Origin of the sequence: Geomonas sp. RF6, from assembly GCF_021044625.1 — a bacterium.
Classification (GTDB): domain Bacteria; phylum Desulfobacterota; class Desulfuromonadia; order Geobacterales; family Geobacteraceae; genus RF6.
Genome location: NZ_CP087999.1, coordinates 2842731 through 2862369, shown reverse-complemented (window position 1 = coordinate 2862369; position 19639 = coordinate 2842731). Strand labels below are relative to the sequence as shown.

General features: G+C 62.1%; 15 protein-coding genes. 8 read left to right on the top strand and 7 right to left on the bottom strand.

Annotation, left to right across the window (positions count from 1 at the left end):
- Positions 1-130: 130 nt before the first annotated feature.
- From lpxC to LPW11_RS12285, 5 genes are all read left to right on the top strand, one after another.
- Entirely contained in the window at positions 131-1048 is a 918-nt protein-coding gene (gene lpxC, locus LPW11_RS12305; protein ID WP_230994183.1) for a UDP-3-O-acyl-N-acetylglucosamine deacetylase, read from the top strand.
- 545 nt (positions 1049-1593) lie between these two features.
- Positions 1594-1797: a hypothetical protein gene (locus LPW11_RS12300; protein ID WP_230994182.1), complete on the top strand. Its 204-nt coding sequence runs from the start codon at positions 1594-1596 to the stop codon at positions 1795-1797.
- A gap of 299 nt (positions 1798-2096) precedes the next feature.
- Complete coding sequence (locus tag LPW11_RS12295; RefSeq protein ID WP_230994181.1) at positions 2097-4331, top strand: sensor histidine kinase; 2235 nt, start codon at positions 2097-2099, stop codon at positions 4329-4331.
- Positions 4332-4416: 85 nt separating this feature from the next.
- On the top strand, positions 4417-7626 hold the full coding sequence (locus tag LPW11_RS12290) for a DUF3971 domain-containing protein (protein ID WP_230994180.1): 3210 nt from the start codon (positions 4417-4419) through the stop codon (positions 7624-7626).
- 109 nt (positions 7627-7735) lie between these two features.
- On the top strand, positions 7736-8149 hold the full coding sequence (locus LPW11_RS12285; protein ID WP_230994179.1) for a hypothetical protein: 414 nt from the start codon (positions 7736-7738) through the stop codon (positions 8147-8149).
- A gap of 85 nt (positions 8150-8234) precedes the next feature.
- On the opposite strand, the gene LPW11_RS12280 is transcribed toward LPW11_RS12285, so the two are convergent.
- The 3 genes from LPW11_RS12280 to cdaA all read right to left on the bottom strand — a co-directional run bounded on the left by LPW11_RS12280 (position 8235) and on the right by cdaA (position 12510).
- Positions 8235-9875 (bottom strand): B12-binding domain-containing radical SAM protein, encoded by a 1641-nt coding sequence (locus LPW11_RS12280; protein WP_230994178.1) that lies wholly within the window; start codon positions 9873-9875, stop codon positions 8235-8237.
- A 275-nt stretch (positions 9876-10150) separates the two neighbouring features.
- A complete protein-coding gene (locus LPW11_RS12275; RefSeq protein WP_230994177.1) occupies positions 10151-11188 on the bottom strand; it encodes a C40 family peptidase in 1038 nt (345 codons plus the stop codon).
- A gap of 164 nt (positions 11189-11352) precedes the next feature.
- Positions 11353-12510 carry a diadenylate cyclase CdaA gene (gene cdaA, locus LPW11_RS12270; RefSeq protein ID WP_230994176.1) on the bottom strand — a complete coding sequence of 386 codons (1158 nt, stop codon included), beginning with the start codon at positions 12508-12510 and terminating at the stop codon, positions 11353-11355.
- A 200-nt stretch (positions 12511-12710) separates the two neighbouring features.
- Here cdaA and ubiE point away from each other — a divergent pair, with 200 nt between their 5' ends.
- On the top strand, positions 12711-13418 hold the full coding sequence (gene ubiE / locus LPW11_RS12265; RefSeq protein ID WP_230994175.1) for a bifunctional demethylmenaquinone methyltransferase/2-methoxy-6-polyprenyl-1,4-benzoquinol methylase UbiE: 708 nt from the start codon (positions 12711-12713) through the stop codon (positions 13416-13418).
- Positions 13419-13520: 102 nt separating this feature from the next.
- On the opposite strand, the gene LPW11_RS12260 is transcribed toward ubiE, so the two are convergent.
- Positions 13521-14105 (bottom strand): class I SAM-dependent methyltransferase, encoded by a 585-nt coding sequence (locus LPW11_RS12260; RefSeq protein ID WP_230994174.1) that lies wholly within the window; start codon positions 14103-14105, stop codon positions 13521-13523.
- Positions 14106-14429: 324 nt separating this feature from the next.
- On the opposite strand from LPW11_RS12260, the gene LPW11_RS12255 reads away from it, so the two are divergent.
- Positions 14430-16055 carry a fumarate hydratase gene (locus LPW11_RS12255; protein WP_442899784.1) on the top strand — a complete coding sequence of 542 codons (1626 nt, stop codon included), beginning with the start codon at positions 14430-14432 and terminating at the stop codon, positions 16053-16055.
- Between the two features lie 326 nt (positions 16056-16381).
- Here LPW11_RS12255 and LPW11_RS12250 read toward each other — a convergent pair whose 3' ends face one another.
- The 3 genes from LPW11_RS12250 to LPW11_RS12240 form a co-directional block, all read right to left on the bottom strand.
- Positions 16382-16879, bottom strand: coding sequence for a chemotaxis protein CheX (locus tag LPW11_RS12250; RefSeq protein ID WP_230994172.1), 498 nt, complete (start codon positions 16877-16879; stop codon positions 16382-16384).
- A 34-nt stretch (positions 16880-16913) separates the two neighbouring features.
- A complete protein-coding gene (locus tag LPW11_RS12245) occupies positions 16914-17873 on the bottom strand; it encodes an HD-GYP domain-containing protein (protein ID WP_230994171.1) in 960 nt (319 codons plus the stop codon).
- Between the two features lie 84 nt (positions 17874-17957).
- Positions 17958-18140, bottom strand: coding sequence for a helix-turn-helix domain-containing protein (locus LPW11_RS12240; protein WP_230994170.1), 183 nt, complete (start codon positions 18138-18140; stop codon positions 17958-17960).
- Between the two features lie 370 nt (positions 18141-18510).
- Here LPW11_RS12240 and LPW11_RS12235 point away from each other — a divergent pair, with 370 nt between their 5' ends.
- Entirely contained in the window at positions 18511-19455 is a 945-nt protein-coding gene (locus LPW11_RS12235; RefSeq protein ID WP_230994169.1) for an HD-GYP domain-containing protein, read from the top strand.
- Positions 19456-19639 lie beyond the last annotated feature (184 nt).

Below are 19639 nucleotides of genomic sequence, written 5' to 3'. Positions count from 1 at the left end.
CCCTGAACCTCCCCACGTCTCGCCATAAAGCCCCGACAGCAGCGGATCCATCCCATCACGGGAAGACCATGAAATTGGCTCGTTCCTTGCTTAAAGGGAGCCGTATTGATTTTTTTCCGGGAGGACGCAGATGATTTTCCAGCAGACGTTGAAGAACAAGGTCACGGTGAGCGGCATCGGCCTGCACACCGGCAAGACCATAACCTTGACCTTACGTCCCGCTCAGCCCGGCACCGGCATCGTCTTTCACAGGGTGGACATGTCCCCTGCCGTATCGATAGAAGCGTGCGCCAAGAACGTAGTGAACACCCGTCTCTCCACCACCATCGGTAAAGACGGCGCGAGCGTCTCCACCATCGAGCACCTGATGGCTGCTCTCTACGGCTGCGGCATCGACAACGCCCACGTCGACATCAACGGTCCGGAGGTCCCGATCATGGACGGCTCCGCAGCACCGCTGGTGGAGACGATCCGCAACGGCGGCGTAGAGGTCTCCTCGAAGGCCCGCCGCTTCCTCGTGATCAAGAAGCCTGTCAGCGTGACGATCGGCGACAAGCGCGCCACCGTCATCCCGTCGCGCCAGTACAAGATCTCCTTCGACATGCAGTTCGAGCACCCGGTGGTGAAAAGCCAGTTCCGCACCCTCACCTTCACCGCGGAGAGCTTCAGCGACGAGATCGCCGGGGCCCGCACCTTCGGGTTCCTCTCCGAAGTCGAGATGCTGAAGGCCCACGGTCTTGCCCTCGGCGGCTCCCTCGACAACGCGGTCGTCATCGGCGACGACGGCGTGCTTAACCCGGAGGGTCTGCGCTACTCCGACGAATTCGTGCGCCACAAGATCCTCGACTCCGTCGGCGACCTCTATCTCTGCGGCCACCGCCTCATCGGCCACGTCAAGGCGCTGAAGTCCGGGCACGAGCTGAACCACAAGCTGGTGACCGAGCTCCTTTCCCGCCCCGAGTGCTTCTCCCTGGTGGAGTTCACCCCGCAGGAAAGCGCAGCACCGTTCAACCTGCCGCTCCCGGAGCTCGCCTGGCTCGAAGCGTAACGGCAGCCACACCGCCTTTCTGAGAAAGCAGCCCCCGCAATGAGGCTGCTTTTTTTATTTCTGCGGTCCACGTAGGCCGGAATAAGCGGTAGCGTTTCCGGCATGCGCCGGTGCGCGACTGCGTCTGCCGTGGACTGCCGGGAACGCCTGCCGGCTTATCCCGGCCTACCTGGACGAGACTGTCTCTGGCCTTGAACGGGACGGACGCGGGCGCGCTGACAATGTAGGCCGGAATAAGCGGCAGCGTTTCCGGCATGCGCCGGTGCGCGGCTGCGTCTGCCGTGGACTGCCGGGAACGCCTGCCGGCTTATCCCGGCCTACATGGACGAGACTGTCTCTGGCCTGAACGGGACGGACGCGGGCGCGCTGACAATGTAGGCCGGAATAAGCGTAGCGTTTCCGGCAGCGCCGGTGCTCAGATTGTCCCGCGCCTGAGCGGGAGGTGACGAGCGGGTTGACAGCGGCGCAAAGCGGCAGCTACCATGAAGACATAGGCTTTTTCATGGGAGAAAGCTGGTGGAAAGGATAAATGAGGGGGAGTCGCCATGAAAAACGAAGAGAATATCTCCTGCGGACTGTCCGAGCACAAAACCCACATGTGCGCCCTGCAGGCAGCCGGCAACACCGCGGAACTGCAGCGCCTGTCCAGCCATCCCACCGTCACCTGCGGAGTGTGCGGCGCCAAAGCCAACAGAGCGGACAATGTCTGCACCCCGGCAGGGGTCTTTGACGACGAGCAGATCGCCTGACGCTGCTCCCTTCACCTCCATCCCGAGCAGCGTAACAACCGGAACCTTCCCTCCCCCCTTGCGGGGGAGGGCCAGGGGGGGGGAAGGTGCCAGCAGATCAGAAGGTGGCAGCTGAACCCACCGCACTGTCCACCCTCCGATCAGGCGTGGCCCGCCTGATTCACTATTCCCACCGAATTCAAAACCAAAGCTGCGCCGCCCGTGACTCTCGTGGGCCCGCCACCGCCGGGGGCACCCTTGAATTCCCTGCTCCTTTCGTATAGAGTGGTTTGATTTTAAATTCCCGACAGGCGGGGTTCATGGTTCAAAAAGAGAGTTCGGAACTCCCGCAGCGGGAGCTCAAGAAGAGGAAGCGGGAAAGGGTCATCATCGTCCTTTCCCTGCTCGCCATATTCATCCTCACTGCAGGGGAGATCCACCTCTCGCGGATCAGCTCGGAGGTGCCGGTCGGGAGCAACATCGCCATTTTCGGCGTTATCAACCTGATCATCCTCCTCATCATCCTCCTCGTCTACCTGGTCTTCCGCAATATCGCCAAGCTTGCCATAGAGAGGCGCCGAAACGCGCCGGGGGCGAAGCTGCGAACGAAGCTCGTCCTGGCGTTCGTTACTCTGTCGCTCGTCCCCACGATGCTCCTTTTCTTCGTTTCCGCCGCCTTCATAAACAACACCATCCACAACTGGTTCAACAAGCAGGTGGAAACCTCGCTGAACGAGTCGATGGAGGTGGCGCAGACCTACTACAAGAGCTCGGCTGCAAACGCCCTTTACTACGGGGAGCAGATAAGTGCCGCCATAAAAGAAGAAAAGCTCCTCAACGAGGAGAACCTCCCGAGCCTCAAGTCCCTCGTGCGCCAGAAGCAGAAGGAGTACAACCTCGGGGTCGTGGAGGTTTACTCGTCGCAGCGCGAGGAGCTCTTCCGCGCCGCCAACCCCGAGGTTCCCAGGGGGGACTTCACCAACCCCTCCTCCGAAGACATCAAGGTCGGTCTTTCGGGTCACGAGCTGACGAGGGTCAATTCCGTCGGGAAGGCGGACCTCATCCGCGGCATCGTTCCCATCTACTCGAACTGGAACGAGCACGATGTGGTGGGGGTCGTCGTGGTGAACTACTACGTCCCCTACTCCCTGGTCAGCAAGATGAAGGAGATCTCCTCCTCCTACCACGATTTCCGGCAGCTGAAGCTCTTGAAGAACCCGATCCGTACCGGGTACATCCTCACCCTCTTCCTCATCACCATGGTGATCGTCTTCCTCGCCGTATGGACCGGGGTCTATCTCGCCCGCAGCCTCACCATCCCGATACAGGAGCTGGCGGCGGCGACAAGACAGGTGGCCGAGGGGAACCTGGAGGTGCATCTGGGGGAGACGGGGCACGACGAGATAGGGATGCTGATCTCCTCCTTCAACAGGATGACCCAGGACCTGCGCGAGAACCAGCTCGCCCTGCAGCACACCAACGAGGAGCTGAAGTCGAGCAACGCCGAGCTGGAGCAGCGCCGACGCTACATGGAGGCGGTGCTCACCAACGTCACCGCCGGAGTCATCTCCGTCGACCGCGACGGCGTCCTCACCACGGTGAACAAGTCCGCCGAGAAGCTCCTCCTCATCAACACCGATCGGGTCAGGGGGCGCAACTTCCGCGAGGTGCTGGCCCCGTCCCAGCTCGACGTGGTGAAGGGGCTCCTGCGCGACATGGTCCTCGCGAAGCAGGGGTCGATCAGCAAGCAGGTCACCATACCGATGCCGGAGGGGGACCTCACCCTCCTCACCAGCCTGACGGTGCTGAAGGACGAAAACGACTCCTTCATGGGGATGGTGGTGGTCCTCGACGACCTCACCAACCTGATCCGCGCCCAGCGCATGGCTGCGTGGCGCGAGGTCGCCCGACGGATCGCCCACGAGATCAAGAATCCGCTCACACCGATCCAGCTCTCGGCGCAGCGCCTCAGGAAGCGCTTCCTTTCCCGCTTTCCGGAAGAGGAGCGGGTCTTTGACGAGTGCACCTCCATGATCATCAAATCGGTGGACGAGCTGAAAGGGCTGGTGGACGAGTTCTCCAACTTCGCGCGCATGCCGGCGGCGCAGCCGACACCGAACGACCTGAACGCGGTCGTGCGCGAGGCGGTGACGCTGTACGACGAGGCGCACCGCTCCATCACCTTCACGCTGAAGATGGACGAGTGCCTCCCCCCGATCCTCCTGGACCGGGACCAGATAAAGCGGGTGCTCATCAACCTCCTGGACAACGCCGTCGCCGCCATAGACGGGCCGGGAGAGATCGTCCTCTCCACGAGCTACGACGCGGAGCTCAAGATGGCTACCTTCGCCATCTCCGACACCGGTCACGGCATCGCGCCGGAGGACAGGCCGCGCCTCTTCGAGCCGTACTTCTCCAGGAAAAAGGGGGGTACGGGGCTTGGGCTCGCCATCGTCAACACCATCATCGCCGATCATCACGGCTTCATCAGGGCGAAGGAGAACTTCCCCCGCGGCAGCCGGTTCATCGTGGAACTCCCGGCAGACAGAACGTAGGAAAGGCGGGGAAGGAAAACCGTCGGGCCGTGACAGCGAGCCCGGGGAGTGAGGGAGTCATCCCCTTCACCACGCAAGGAGCACAATGCCTCTGACGAGGAAAAAAATAGCGATCGTCTCCCTGGCCGTGCTGGCGATCGCCCTGATCGCCGGTGGCGCGGTGCTGGTGCAGCGTCTCATGAACCTGGAGACGTACCGGGGGGAGATCATCGACTCCGTGCAGCAGTCCCTGAAGCGGGAAGTGCGCTACGAGCAGGGCACCTTTTCCCTCGGGCTCTCCCCCGCCTTCACCTTCACCAATGTCGCCATCCGCGAGCCCGACCGCTCCGGCGACTTCGTGCGGACTCAGCGGCTGACCTTCAAGGTGGCCATACTCCCCCTCCTGTACAAGAGGGTCGTGCTGAAGGAGATGGTCCTGGAGCGCCCCGTGCTGCAGATCATCCGCGCAAAAGACGGACGCTTCAACATAAGCGACCTCCTGGAGGAGAAGCCCTCCCCCCAGCCCTCCCTGAAAGTGAAGGGGGTGCAGCTAATCGGCGCCACCCTTACCTTTACCGACAACGCAGTCGCTGCGGCTCCGCTCGTCACCTCCCTGCGCGACACGCAGCTCTCCCTGTCGCACCTCGACCGCGGCAAATCGTGCGACTTCAAGATCGTCGCCTCCCTCGTGACCCGGGGCAGGAGCGTCCCCCTCTCCGCCTCCGGCAAGGCGCGTCTCGCCTCCAAGGGGGAGCGCTTCACCGAAACGTTCGTGGACGGGAAGATCCGCACGGGGGGGATCGATTCGGTCCATTTCCTCCCCTACTACGGTCGCTACCTCCCCTTCAGCAGGCTCGGCGGGGAACTCGCCCTCGACTGCTCCTTCAAGGGGAAACTGAACTCCTTCAAATCTAAAGGGGAGGTCCGGGTCTCCCGGCTCTTCCTCGAGTACCCGCAGGTCTTCCACGCCCCGCTCACCCCGAAGCTCACGAGGCTCGGGTTCGAGATGGAGCTCGGCCGCGACTTCCTTTCCTTCGACAACCTGAAGCTCAACGTCGACGGCGCGCAGGGGCGCGGCAGCTGCCGCCTGAGCGACATCCACTCCGGCGACCTGCGCATCACCGCGAAAGCCACCACCTCGCCCCTCAATTTCCAGCAGTACCACCAGTTCATCCCGTACGGCGTGATCGTGAAGGATCCGGCGGAGTTCATCGAGCAGAAGATCCGGGGGGGGAACTACCGCCTCGAGGAGGGGCGGCTCGACGGCAGGATCAGCCAGATCCTGCACATGGAGCGGGGGAGGAACTACGACGTCCTGTACATCAGGGCGCGCGCAGAGGACGGCCTGCTGGTCTACGCGAAGAACGTCCCGGCGTTCTCGGAGATCAAGGGGATCCTGGAGCTCTCCGGGAAGGACTTCAACCTGAAGGGGATGTCCGGCAAATTCGGCGGCTCCCCCTTCACCCTCGAGGGGAAGATCACCGATTATCCGATCGACGTCCCCTCCGGATATCCGTTCACCATGACGATGCTCCCGCGCCAGCAGGAGGCCGCCTGGCTCATGGGATCCGGACGCGGTGAGAAGCTCGCCCTTTCGGGGGACTCCACGCTCCATCTGACCGGATCCGGCTTTACCTCCCTCTATCATCTGAACGGGACGTGGGATCTCACCCATGCCGCCTTCCGGCTGCCGCAGATCGAGAAGCCCTCGGGGCGCCCCAATACCCTTTCCTTCTCGGCAAGCCTTTCCCCGACGGAGACGAAGATCTCCTCGCTAAGCTGCCAGCTCGCGCCCCTCTCGGTGCAGGGCTCGGCGCTGTACCGCTATGACAAGGGAGGCTCCCTTACCCTCGACCTGAAGAGCAACCCCTTCCAGGCGGCGGAGATCGCCCCCCTCCTCCCCGACCTGAAGAAGTACCGCCCGGCAGGGGTGGTGCAGGGCGCAGTGCAGGGGAAGGGGAGCGGGCTCTCGCAGCTTTCCTGGGGAGGTGAGATCAACCTGAACGGCTTCTCGCTGCACCCGGGGGGGAAGGTGAAGGTGATCACCGGACTGAGCGGCGCGCTGCGATTCGACGGCGACACCCTCGAGACCTCCCACTTCACCGCGCGCCTCGGCAACTCCCAAGTGTACGGGAAGGGGACGCTGGTGGGATTCAAGAAGCCACACCTGGAGCTCTCCTTTTCGGCACCGGTCCTCGACGTTGCCGATCTCGGCTTCACTTCCCCGAAGGGACCGCTGAAAGTGGAGAAGGTGCAGGGAACGGTAACCTTCAGGGAGGACGACCTGCAGATCGGCGCGCTCTCCCTGCAGCTTGGCAAGTCCCCTCTCAATGTGAGGGGAAGCGTGCAGGATCTCGAACACCCGCGGGTCGAGCTCGCGGTGAACTCCCCTTACCTGGAACTGGAGGACCTGGGGCTCCTCTCCGAGCTCTCCGGCGGCACCGGCGGCTCAGGGCGCAGCGCTCCGCTGAAGGTTACCGTGAGCGCCGATGCGGGAAAGGTGCGCGACATCCCCTTCAAGCGACTGAAGGGTACCGTCATGCTGGAGGACCGCATCCTCTACCTGCAGCCGGTGGAACTCTCCGCCTTCGACGGCGACATCACGGCCAAAGCCCGCATCGACAACGGCTCCGCCTCCCCGCGGTACCAGGCGAGCTTCACCGGGCACAGGCTCTCCGCGGAGAAGCTCATGCACGCTCTCGGGGTGCAAAAGCAGCAGGTAACCGGCACCGCCTTCTTACAGGGGGAGCTGACGGCACGCGGGGGGAACAGCGCCGACATAAAGAAGACCGCACTCGGGTCGGTGAAGATAAAGGTGGAACAGGGAACGATCCGCAAGTTCGCTACCCTCTCCAAGATATTCTCCATCCTCAACGTCTCGCAGCTTCTCAAGTTCCAGCTCCCGGACATGGTCTCAGGGGGGATGCCGTACAACAAGATCACGGGTGACATCGCGATCAGGGACGGCGTCGCCGCCACCAGCAATCTCTATCTCGACAGCAACGCCATCAACATGACTACCGTCGGGAAGGTGGACATGGTGAGGGACGAGCTCGACCTGACCGTAGGGGTGCAGCCGTTGCAGACGGTGGACAAGATCGTGAGCCGCATCCCGGTCGTCGGGTGGGTCCTTACCGGGAAGGACCGCACCCTTGTCACGACCTACTTCGAGGCGAAGGGAAAGATCGACAACCCGCAGGTCACTGCCGTGCCGGTGAAGTCGCTGGCGAAGGGAGTATTCAATATTTTCAAGAGGATGTTCGAGTTGCCGACCCGCCTGATTTCCAACATGGGACAGGTCATTACCGACCGCTGAGGGGGGAATGGGGGCAAGATGTTAGCATGCTTTTTTCTATTGTAAAGTCTTGAGAAGGTATGTTATTTTTCCCAGCGGTTCGCATACTATTTCCATCAGGAGGATGACTGTGAAGAAGACTCTCGTGGTTTTGTTGGCAATCGTTGCCGTTTCAGCGGTCGGCTGCAAGAAGAAAGAAGAAGCACCGAAGGCCAGTGCCCCGGAGGCAGGCCCCGCAGCTACGCAGATGCCTGCGGTACCGGCTGGCACAAATCCCCACGCGGGCCTGAAACCGCAGGAGGTTAAGCCGGGTGCAGGACACAAAGGGAAAGTTGTAGAGACGATGGACGCCGCCGGCTACACCTATGTCCAGGTGGACGAGAACGGCCAGAAGCTGTGGGTAGCAGTAATGCAGACCCCGGTGAAGGTTGGGGATACCGTCGAGTTCCCGGATTCTCCGCCGATGATCAATTTCTCCAGCAAGACCCTCAAGCGCACCTTCGACAAGATCATCTTCGCGCCGGGCCTGGCTGTCAACAAGTAACGAAAAGTTATCGCTGTAATGAAATGGGCGAAACCTGCAGAGGTTTCGCCCTTTTTTTGTGCTTTTTGAGTTGCCGGAGGGGCGGCTAGCGGCCGGCGCCCCCCTCCTTCTCCAACTCCGCCGCGAGCGCCAGGTAGCGCTCCCCGTCCCTGCGCTCCCCGAGAGACATGGAGAGCTCGCCGAGCGCTGCCAGCGCAGGGAGGTGCTTCGGCACCAGGGCCAGAAGCCTCTGATACCCCTCCTTTGCCTGGCGGTACTCCCCGTGGCTCTCGTGCAGGGCGGCGAGAAGAAGCCACCCCCACGGATGTTCCGGCTGCTGCTTCACGATCTCCCGGTACGCCTTCTCGGCACCCTTCCTGTCCCCCTCTTCCTCCAGCGCCTCCCCCATGAGCATCTGGGTCACCGCGGAGTAGCCGGTCGCCCTGTGGTGGGCGGCGAAGTCCTTCGCGCCGAAGCGCCCGCGCGCGCCCCCCTTCTCCAGCCCCTTCAGGAGGGAGCTCCTGGAGCGCTCCACGAAGGGGTCGCTGCGCAGCGGAAACCCTTCCCCTTCCGCCGCCTCGAAGAGCAACTCCGAGACCCTCTTCTCCTGCACAGCGGTTCCGAAGAGCTCCGTCCCGGGGTAGTACACAAGCGGCGAGACCTGCCCGTCCTGGGGACGGATACGCTCCACCAGAGAGAGCGTCTGTTGCAGGTCCTCCTCCCCCTCCCCGGGAATACCGGTGATGAGGTAGACCGACATGTTGATACCGACCGCGCGCACCATCCGCGCCGCCCGCTCCACGTCCGCCGGCGTGATCCTCTTCCCCAGCGCCTTCAGCATCGCCGGAGAGCCGGACTCCACCCCGAACTGGATACACTCGCACCCCGCACGCTTCATGGCGGCGACCATCTCCTGGTCGACGGCGTTCACCCGGGACTGGCAGTTCCACATGATATGGAGCCGCTCCTCCTCCAGAAGGCGGCAAAACTCCAGCACACGCTCTCGACGGACAGTGAAGGTGTCGTCCCTGAAGGAGAAGTAGATAAGGCCGTAGCGGTCGCGTATGGAGCGGATTTCGGCAACGATGGAGGCTGGGGATCGGAAGCGCACCCCTCGCCCCCAGAAAAGGGGGGAAGAACAGAAGAGGCAGGAGGCGGGGCACCCGCGCGAGGTGATGACAAACTCCAGCTGGCGCCGGTAGTCCACCCCGATCCTCTCCCCGGAGATCTCTCCCGGGAAAGGGAGCGCGTCCAGATCGGCTATCGGCTCCCGCGGCGAGGTGCAGCGGACATGCGCCCCCGCACGGCAGGCGATTCCCGCCACGGAAGAGAGGTCCCCCTTCCCGGAGAGTACCGAGAGGAGCTCCATCATAGCCCCCTCCCCCTCTCCCAGTACGACGCAGTCCACCTCGACGTTCCTCGCGAGGGTCGCCTCGGCGGTATGTGTGGCGTGGGGGCCGCCGAGGATGACGAAGGCGCCGGGGAGGAGCTCCTTTACCAACCGTGCCAGTCGCAGCGATTCGTGGCGGTTGTGCGTGAACTGCGAGATCCCCACCACTTGAGGCTTCACCCGCAGCAAGTGGGAGCGGATCTTTCCCCACCCCGTCCGCGAGAAGTTGGCAAGGGTCGCCTCGTGCCCATCCTTCAGGAGCACCCCGTGCAGCGATACGAGCCCCACAGGGAGAAGCGAGGTAAAAGGATCCTGCGCTCCGGCTGGGTCTGACTTGTAGGCTAGTAGTACTTTCATCTTAGATCCCAGGGGGACCGGCTCCGCAGGTGCCTGCCCCCTTCCATGCACGGGGACTGGCTCCGCAGGTGCCTGTCCCCCTTTATAGTGATAACAAGTGCGGCCGTCTTGAGTGTACGCCACCCGCGCGGCAGGGTCATCCGGAATGTGCCGCCCGCCTTGAGGGGGGAGGGGGACAGGCACCTTTTAACAAAGGAGCCAGTCCCCATATCGGGGCATAAAAAAATCCGGCCCTCTGCGGGCCGGATTCCTTTGCTGCATCATGGTTGAACCGGTTACTGCTCGTCGCCGCCGTTCAGGCCGAGGGCATCGTTCTGGCTCGCATCTTCCTCCTGCTCCTCCTCAACCCCGAGGATCAGGTCGTCGAGCTTGAACACGTCCGGATTGACCTTCGCGATGCGCTTGGCGCCCAGGAAGCGGGAGCGGTAGTACGGGGTGTTCATGGGGGAGATGACGACGCGGTGATCGCGGCTGGAGGCATGGATCATCTTGCTGTTGCCGAGATAGATCCCCACGTGCGATGCGTACGGCGCGTAGGTGCTGAAAAAGATCAGGTCACCCTTTTGCAGGTCCCCCGGAGCGACCGGGTTGCCGACCTCGAACTGCTCACGCGCGGTGCGCGGCAACGATACCGACAGATCGCGAAAGACTTTCTGCACGAATCCGGAGCAGTCGATCCCCGCGGTCCTGGAGGTGCCGCCGAAACGGTAACGGGTGCCGAGAAAGCCGTACGCCGCGCGCTTCAGCTCGCGCACGTTGTCGACCTTGAGCTCCGTGTTCTTCCTGAGGTCGACCTGCGCCTCCGGCTCAAGCTCCGCCAGCTCCTGGAGGCTCTGCTCGTAGTCCCTGTCGCTGAAAAGATCGGGGTGGCGCAGCTGCAGCTTCTTCACAGACGCGACCTTCGGAGCTGCCGCTTCTTCCACAGCGACGCTGCTCTCGCGCAGCACGAGGACCTTCCCTGCCGCCACCTTCTTGCCGATGGCGCCATTGAGACGCTTCAGCTCGGCGACGGAGACGCCGGTCTTCCGGGCGATCTTCGCGAGGGACTCACTCTTTTTGACTTTGTAGGTGTTGCTGACGCGTGCCGGAGCAGCGACGGTGCGCGGAGGAATGACGAGAACGGTGCGGGCCTTGATGTGGTCCCCGACGATATTATTGGCAGCCTTCAGCTCCTCTACAGAGACGTGATACTTCTTCGCGAGTGAGTAAACGGTTTCGTGCTTTTTAACGCGATGGGTCTTTGAGGCGAGAGCCAGGGAAGGGAAGATCAGAAGGATTGTGCACAAATATAAAAGTCGTAGGCAATGTTTCATGCGCCCCCCTTTTGTTTTAAAACAATACGCATGGCGACAAGTTTATATAACAATTTCCCACCACTGTCAACAGTTAACTCCTCATGAGGGGGAGGCCGCGCAAAAAAAGAGGCCGCAAGCGCTGCCGCCGCGGCCTCAACTACCTGAAATACCGTCTGCGGCGCCTACGGCGCGCCCCTGCGCGGACGTTTCTCCACTGTCACCCGCACCGGCGAGCGCGGCACCCCAGCAACCGAGAGCCCCGGCGGAAGCTTGATATCTTCCTTCCTGATCTGCAGGATGTTCACCCCCTCCTTCGTGCGGGAAAGATCGAGATCAACGGAGACGTTCAGCTCCTTCGGGGAGGCGACGAGGGTGGAGAAGGACTTCAGCTGCACTTCCACCTCGTCAGGTGTGCTGCGCGTCAGCGCGAGGCCGTCCGGGAGGTTGTGGAACTTCACCGGCGCGTTCACGCTCAGAATCTCACCGTGGCGGAAGGTGATCAGTACCCAGCAGACGAAGACCAGGAGCACGACACCGAGCTTCTGCCAGAAGTTGCGAAAGAGCATCCCCGCGAGCCCCACGCGCCTCGCCTCACCCGACGACAGAAGAAGGGAGGAGAGGCGCTCCCGCAGCGCCGTGCTGCTATCGACCGTCTCCAGGGTGCCGCCGACGGAAAGGGAGACCTCCCCCCTCTCCTCCGAAACCACCACGACGACTGCGTCGGAGCGCTCCGAGAGGCCCAGCGCCGCACGGTGCCTCGTCCCGTAGTACTGCGGGATGTCCGCGTTCACCGACAGGGGGAGGTGGCAGGAGGCGAGGGCCAGGCGGTTCTCCCTGATGAGGACGGCGCCGTCGTGCAACGGGCTCTGCACGTTGAAGATGGAAGTCAGCAGCGGCCCGGTCACCACGCTGTCCAGACCGACTCCGTGCAGCACATGCTCGTCCAGCGGCTCCTCGCGCTGGAAGACGATGAGGGCGCCGACACGCTCGCCGGCGAAGGTAAGGATCGTGTCGCACAGCTCCCCCAGATCCATACTGAGAGAGGCGGTCGGGCGTCCGATAAAGGTGCGCAGCAGGCTGAAGCGGTACAGCGCCTGGCGGATCTCCGCCTGGAAGACCACGATCAGCAAGACGAAGAGGACGGTGCCCAGTTCCTGCAGGATCCAGCTCGTCATGAAAAGCCCGAGGTTCTTCGTGGCGAAGTAGAGGATCCCGAGGAAGAGGACCCCGATGAAGACCTGCAGCGCCTTCGTGTCCTTGAACCAGCTGTAGAGCTGGTAGACCAGAAAGGCCATGATCAGAATGTCGGCGATGTCCTGGGGGCGGATCTGCGGCAGCACCTGGTTCACCTCGGCGAGTGTGGAGGGTGGCAAGAAAGGGTGCGGAAAGACTGCGAAGCTCCCTTGTCACGGGGGTGAAGGGGGATAGTTTTTGCTGGCAAGCTGTAGCGCTTTATGCTAAAGATCAACCTTTGCCGGGGTCTCCGGGCTCGAAACGAGCTAGAATTTATACCATTTTAAAAATTAAAAAGGTAGGAAAAATGTACGCACTCACCGAGAAAGGGGAGCGGATCCGCGCCATGTTCGGCGCCATCGCCCCGCGTTACGATCTGCTGAACAGACTCCTCTCCCTGGGGATCGACCAGCGCTGGCGCCGCTTCGCGGTGAAGCAGATCGGGGTCGCCAAAACCGGCCGCGTCCTCGACGTCGCCACCGGGACCGGCGACGTGGCGCTGGAGATAGCCTCCCGCACCGCTTCCGATGTCAGCATCGTAGGTGTCGACTTCTGCCCCGAAATGGTGGAACTCGGGCGCGTGAAGGTGCAACAGGCCGGGCTGGAAGAGCGGATCGCGCTGCAGGTTGCGCCGTGCGAGGACATTCCCTATCCGGATGAGACGTTCGAGGCGGCCACCATCGCCTTCGGAATCAGAAACGTGGTGGACAGGAAGAAGGGGCTGACCGAGATGCAGCGTGTCATCCGCAAGGGGGGGAGGATCGTGGTGCTGGAATTCTCCAAGCCGACCGCACCGGTCTTCAGCTCGCTGTACAACTTCTACTTCCTGAAGGTGCTGCCGCTGATCGGCGGCATGTTCTCCCGCTTCAGCGCCTACAAGTACCTCCCCGATTCCGTCCTGGAGTTCCCCTCCCGCGAGGATTTCAAGGGGATCATGAAGGAGGCGGGGTTCAGCGACGTAAAGCACTACGACCTGACCGGCGGCATCGCCACCGTCTATGTCGGGGTGAAGTAAGCCGCACCGCAACTGCAAAGGTCAAAAAGGCACCCTCCGGGGTGCCTTTTTTTGTTTCAGCGGAGGATTGGGCGAGATGGTGCGGGGACGTGGCCGCCGCTCCTAGTTCATCGGCGCGGCGCTCTTTTGAAATATCATCCTCGCCACCGGGGGCGTCCCCGTCGGGCTCTCATCGGAGCGCAGGATCTTCCCCGGGTACCAGGCAAAGAGGCGCCGCAACTCTCCGGGCTGCAGGAGAAACGACTTCGTGTGCATCCCCTCCAGGTTGGGGGTGTCCACGATCGTCTCCATAATGAGGAGCCCCCCGGGGGTTAACGAGGCGATCGCCTCAGGGACGAGGTCGCGCAGCAGGAAGTTGAAATTGAGGATGACGTCGTACTTCTCGGACAGCCGGTACTGCTCCAGGTCGGCGCAGACGAAATTGACCCGGATCCCTTCCCGCCAGCAGCGCGTCCTCCCCTTCGCGAGCCCCTGCTCGGAGATGTCGATCGCGGTGACGTCGAAGCCGTGCCTTGCCAGATAGATGGCATTTCTCCCCTCGCCGCAGGCTATGTCCAGCGCCCGGTTTCCCGGCGCCAGCCGGAGCACCAGATCGAGGTTTTCCTCCAGGAACCTCGAGGGGGTGAAGGGGAATATGTAATCAGGAACACCATACTTGCTGTTCCACTTTGTGCGGTCTTTCTCCATCGCTTCGTTCCTCTACTCTCGTCTCACCCCAGCGGGGGGAGGCGGTTCTGATGTGGTGAACCGGCATCTGAGCTGTAGCAGAAAGGCCGGAGTGCGTCATTAAAATTTTGCGCTGCAATGGCAGGACGGTCAAGGGGTCCGGTGCCGAAGCCGCTTGCGGCGCCCCTCGACCCGTCCCAGGACCAGCGTTGCGGCAACTTCCTGCTCGACAAACGCTCCCGATTGAAATATATTCGCGATGGCCCACGGCCGTATACGTTTTTTTCGCGACTTCCCGACAGCGACCTGACGCATTCCCCCGAGGTCTCCCCTCACCAGGAGTTTTTGATGCCCCCCGAGTTCAGGTATCAGGAGCAGTTTCCTCTAGGTCCCGATACTACAAGCTACCGGCTTATCCCCGATTCGCAGCAATACCTGAGCGTGACAGAGTTCGACGGCACGGAGATCCTGAAGGTCGCCCCCGAGGGGCTCTCCCTCCTTGCCAGGACCGCCATGAAGGATGTCTCCTTCCTGCTGCGCCCAAAGCACAACGAGCAGGTGGCCCGCATCCTCAGCGACCCGCAGGCGTCGCGCAACGACCGCGGCGTCGCCCTCGCCTTCCTGCGCAACGCGGAGGTCGCCGCAGGGTTCGAGCTTCCGGTATGCCAGGACACCGGCACGGCGATCATCATGGGGAAAAAGGGGGAGCGGGTCTGGACCGGCGCCGACGATGCCGAGTTTCTCTCCCGCGGGGTGTACGACGTCTACACCGGTGAAAACCTGCGCTACTCGCAGACGGTGGCGCTCGACATGTACCGGGAGCAGAACTCCGGCACCAACCTTCCCGCGCAGATCGACCTGTACGCCGTCCCCGGGATGGAGTACCGCTTCCTGTTCCTTGCCAAGGGGGGCGGCTCCGCCAACAAGACGTACCTGTACCAGGAGACGAAGGCGCTCCTGACCCCCTCGCGCCTGGTCGACTTCCTGGTTCAGAAGATGAAGACTATCGGCACCTCGGCCTGCCCCCCCTACCACCTCGCCTTCGTGATCGGCGGCACGAGTGCTGAAAGCAACTTAAAGACGGTGAAGCTCCTTTCCACCGGCTATCTCGACAATCTCCCCACCTCCGGGGACGGGAGCGGCAGCGCCTTCCGCGACCTGGAGCTTGAGGAAACGCTCCTGAAGGCGGCCCAGGAGTCCGGCATCGGCGCGCAGTTTGGGGGAAAGCACTTCTGCCACGACGTGCGCGTCGTGCGACTCCCGCGCCACGGTGCCTCCTGCCCGGTGGGGATGGGAGTTTCCTGCTCCGCTGACCGCAACGTGAAGGGGAAGATCAACAGGGAAGGGATCTGGGTGGAGGAGCTCGACCGCAACCCGGGGCGCCTGATACCGGAGCAGTTCCGCGGCAAGCACTGCCACGGCGTGCGCATCAACCTGGACCGGCCGATGGATGAAATCCGCAAGGAGCTCTCCCTGCACCCGGTTTCGACACCGCTCCTCCTCTCCGGCACGATCGTGGTGGCGCGCGACATCGCCCACGCCCGCTTCAAGGAGCTCCTGGACGCAGGAAAGCCGCTCCCCGAGTACCTGAAGAAGCACCCGGTCTATTACGCGGGTCCGGCGAAGACTCCGGCAGGAAAGCCCTCCGGCTCGTTCGGCCCCACCACGGCGGGTCGTATGGACAGCTATGTGGAGCACCTGCAGGAGGCGGGCGCGTCCCTCATCATGATAGCGAAAGGGAACCGCAGCAAGCAGGTCGCCGTCTCGTGCAGCAGGCACGGCGGCTTCTATCTCGGCTCCATCGGCGGGCCGGCAGCGGTTCTTGCCGAGGAGAACATCAAGAAGGTGGAGTGTCTCGACTACCAGGAGCTCGGGATGGAGGCGGTGTGGCGCATAGAGGTGGAGGATTTCCCCGCCTTTATTCTCACCGACGACAAGGGAAACGACTTCTTCGCCGAATTGGGGATCTGACGAAGCGGGAGGTTGGAAGTGAAGAGGCCGGGGTGCATGCACCACCGGCCTCTTTTGCTTGTAAGTTATAGGGGGCATCCGCCAGAGGACACAACGAAGCTAAGCCGTCGGCGTCGCGTCCCTCCCCTTTCAAGGGGGAGGACAGGAGGGGGATGGGGTCGGTGCCGTCACCAGCTACAACCCCATCCCCACCCTGTCCCTCCCCTTGAAAGGGAGGGGACGCTTGAGATCGTGCCGTACTAAAGAAACATGCGCGATCGTGATTGCTCTAACATACGTTGCTTCCCCCAGACTTCTTGCTGCGGGGAGCCACGAGCCGCGGCCTCCTACATGTACACCATGACGCGGAAGCTGATCCTGCCGTCCATCGTCCTGAAGGGGATGGTGACCCCTTTGCACTGAACCCGCATCATGCCGTCCGCAGGAGCGGGGGGCTGCTCGTTTATGGGGCGGATGCGGCCGGAAACCACGAGAGGGAGGCCGAGAGCCACGCTACCGTACTGCTCGTGGTACTTGCTCTTGAAGACCCCGGCGATGTTGTTGGTGATCTCCCCCACCGCATCGTTGATCGAATCCTCGTCCGCGTCCTCCAGCATAAGGAGCTCCTTCGCCACCTGCACCGCGGAGGGCATCTCCGTGGCAAAGAGGATGTACCCGACGCGGTCCCCGGCAACGCCGATAATCCCCACCACATCGCTCCCCACCGGGTCGATCTTTTTCTCCACCTTTCCTGCGTAGATGTCGGTGCCCATGTAGCTCTTGAAGGTATCCTGCGTCGCCTCCATGATGGTGAACATGATTTCTTCGAACGTAATGTTACTCACAAACCCTCCTTGGCACCTGCCACTATGATTCTTTTCAGGGGAAAACAGCCTCGTTGGGGCAGACGATTTCCTCCAGCACGTCGAGCAACCTGGGGTTTAGCGCCCCTTTCATCTCCTGCTTCATGATCTGCAGCGCTATGGAGGAAGGAAGCGCCTTCCTGCATGAGCGGTCCATGGTAAGGGTGCAATAGACGTCGCACACCGCCCCGACCTGCGCGCTGCGCGGGATCTGTTCCCCCTTCACTCCGTGAGGGTATCCGGTGCCGTTGTTCCGCTCGTGATGGTGGCGCACGATGGAGAGGGCGTTTTCGCTGATGCGGGTATTGTTCTTCAGGTAGTGGTACCCCTCCTCGGGGTGCTTCTTGTACAGCGCGATCTCCGGCTCGGTGAGCTTGCCGCTCTTGTTGAGGATCTCCTGCGGGATGAAGATCTTCCCGAAGTCGTGGAAGAGGGTCCCGATCCCCACGTCGAGCATCTCGTCCCGGGCCAGCATGTACGCCTCGGAGTGGAGAAGGATGGAGAGGGCGGTGACCTGGAGGCTGTGCACGAAGGTGTAGTAGTTGTGCGACATCACCGTCTCCATGGTGGAGAGGCAGTCCTTGTCGCTCACCAGGTACTGCAGGAGATTCTGCACCAGGCGCTTGCTGCGCTCGAAGTCGGCCACCTTTTCCGGGTGCTCGAAGATGTCCCCCACGAAGTTGATGGAGGTCTGGTAGATGATCTTTCCTTTCGCCTTCGCCTGCAGCGTCTCGTCCTTCAGGACCCGCTCCGCGTTCGCCTCCAGAAAGAGCGTGATGACCTCCAGGTCCGCCGGGCTGACGAAAAGAAAATCGACGCAGTTTTCCACGAGCCGCTGCGCGTCCAGACGCGAGAAGTTGCGGCCATGGCTCTTGTACAGGATATATTTGTCCCCGCTCTTCAGGTAGAGCGCCACGTCGGGAAAGAGGTCCGACTGGATGCTGTCCACGCTGACAGGGACGTAAAACTCCCCCATTGCTTCCTCCTGCTGATCCTGCCCGGGTTATCCCGGCACATTATCTCCAGAAGGTATCGGCAGAGTCCGTGGTTACTTAAGGGGTTAAATCCCGGTTACTTCCTGCAGCTTGAGCTCCAGGTCGTCCCCGTTTACCCGCAGCGGCTGCCCCCCCTCCTCCTCGGTGCGGATGAGCCCCTCGTCAATCCAGGTCATCAGCTCGTCGCGCTCCACTCCGAACTTCGAGACCGCCTCTTCGATCGTGTACCACGTTTTCGCTAAAGACATCGCTTCCCCCTTTTCCGCACCTTCGCGCCTGGTCGTTCCATCCAGAGAAAGAGTCTCTTCGTCCCGGTGAGCCCGCGGCGAATGCCTCTCCTTTCCCGCCTCCCTGCAGCAGTCACGATGCATGGTATCGCTCGCGGGGTTAATGTCAATCGCGAAGCCCCGCGGGTGCTGGATCTACGCGCCCTGCCGCTGACGAACCCTTCTGGTAGGTGCAAATCGACAGGAAGGAGGCCGCAAAAGGGAAGCAGTCGTATACGTCGGTGCGCCGGATGAGGCGATTTTTCCCTCTCTTTTTTCTGCATACCGCCGATAAGATGATCGGCGACGAATACAGTGCTTTGCTTTGCGCGCACTGCGCATTGGAGGGGGCATGCAGGAAACAGTCTTGTTTGTGGATGACGAAAAAAGTTACCTCGCCTACACCACGAGCATCTTTGAAAACAAGGGGCTCAGGATCCTCACTGCATCGTCCGCCATGGAAGCGCTCGAAATCATCGACCAGGAGCACGTCTCCGTGGTGGTCTCCGACAACGAGATGCCGGGGATGCGCGGCCTCGAGCTCCTGGCGAAGATCAAGGAACTCTCCCCACACACCGTAAAGATCATGATGACGGGGAGCGCCGATCTCTCCACCGCTCTCGCCGCGATCAACAGCGGCGAGGTCTTTCGCTTCGTGGTGAAGCCGTGGAAGAAGAGCGAGATGCTGCGCGCGGTGAAGGACGGGATCCGCAGGCACCGCATCCTGCAGTCACTGGCTCGGGAGGACGAGTACATCCTGCACTCTCTCGCCCAGACCATCGAGCTGAAGGACGCCTCCACCCGCGGCCACTGCGACCGCGTCGCCACCCTCGCCCTGAAGATCGCCGCCGAACTGCACATCTCCGTGGACAGGCAGCGCGAGATAAAGTACGGCAGCTGGCTGCACGACTGCGGCAAGATCGGAGTCCCCGAGGCGATTCTCAACGCGGAGCGCGCCCTCACCCCGAAGGAATTCGACGTGATCAAGAAGCACACGATCTGGGGGTGCGACGTCGTGCGCAAGGCGAACCTCTCGAAGACCGTGCAGGACATCGTCCTCTATCACCACGAGCGCTGGGACGGGAAAGGGTACCCCTGCGGACTGAAGGGGGAGGACACCCCGCTGGAGGCGCAGATTGTGGCGGTTGCCGACGTCTGTGACGCCCTTACCATGGACCGCCCGTATCGTAAGGGGCTCTGCCGTGACGAGTTCCTTCGCACCATTGTGGAGATGCAGGGAACCAATCTTGCCCCTCACCTCGTCGACACCCTCCTTCAGATCCTGGAACGCGACTAGCGGCCACCTCCCCCGGCGGCCCTTCCCCCCCCGCATCCCCTCCAGCTCACAGAAGAACCCTCCATCCTTCCCTCTCACTCACCCTTGCCGTCCCTTCCCCCGACACCTTGGGGACATTGTCATTGACAGCCGGGGAGGTATCTAGTATTTATCTGGTGTCACTAAATCCAAAATCGTGTCACCG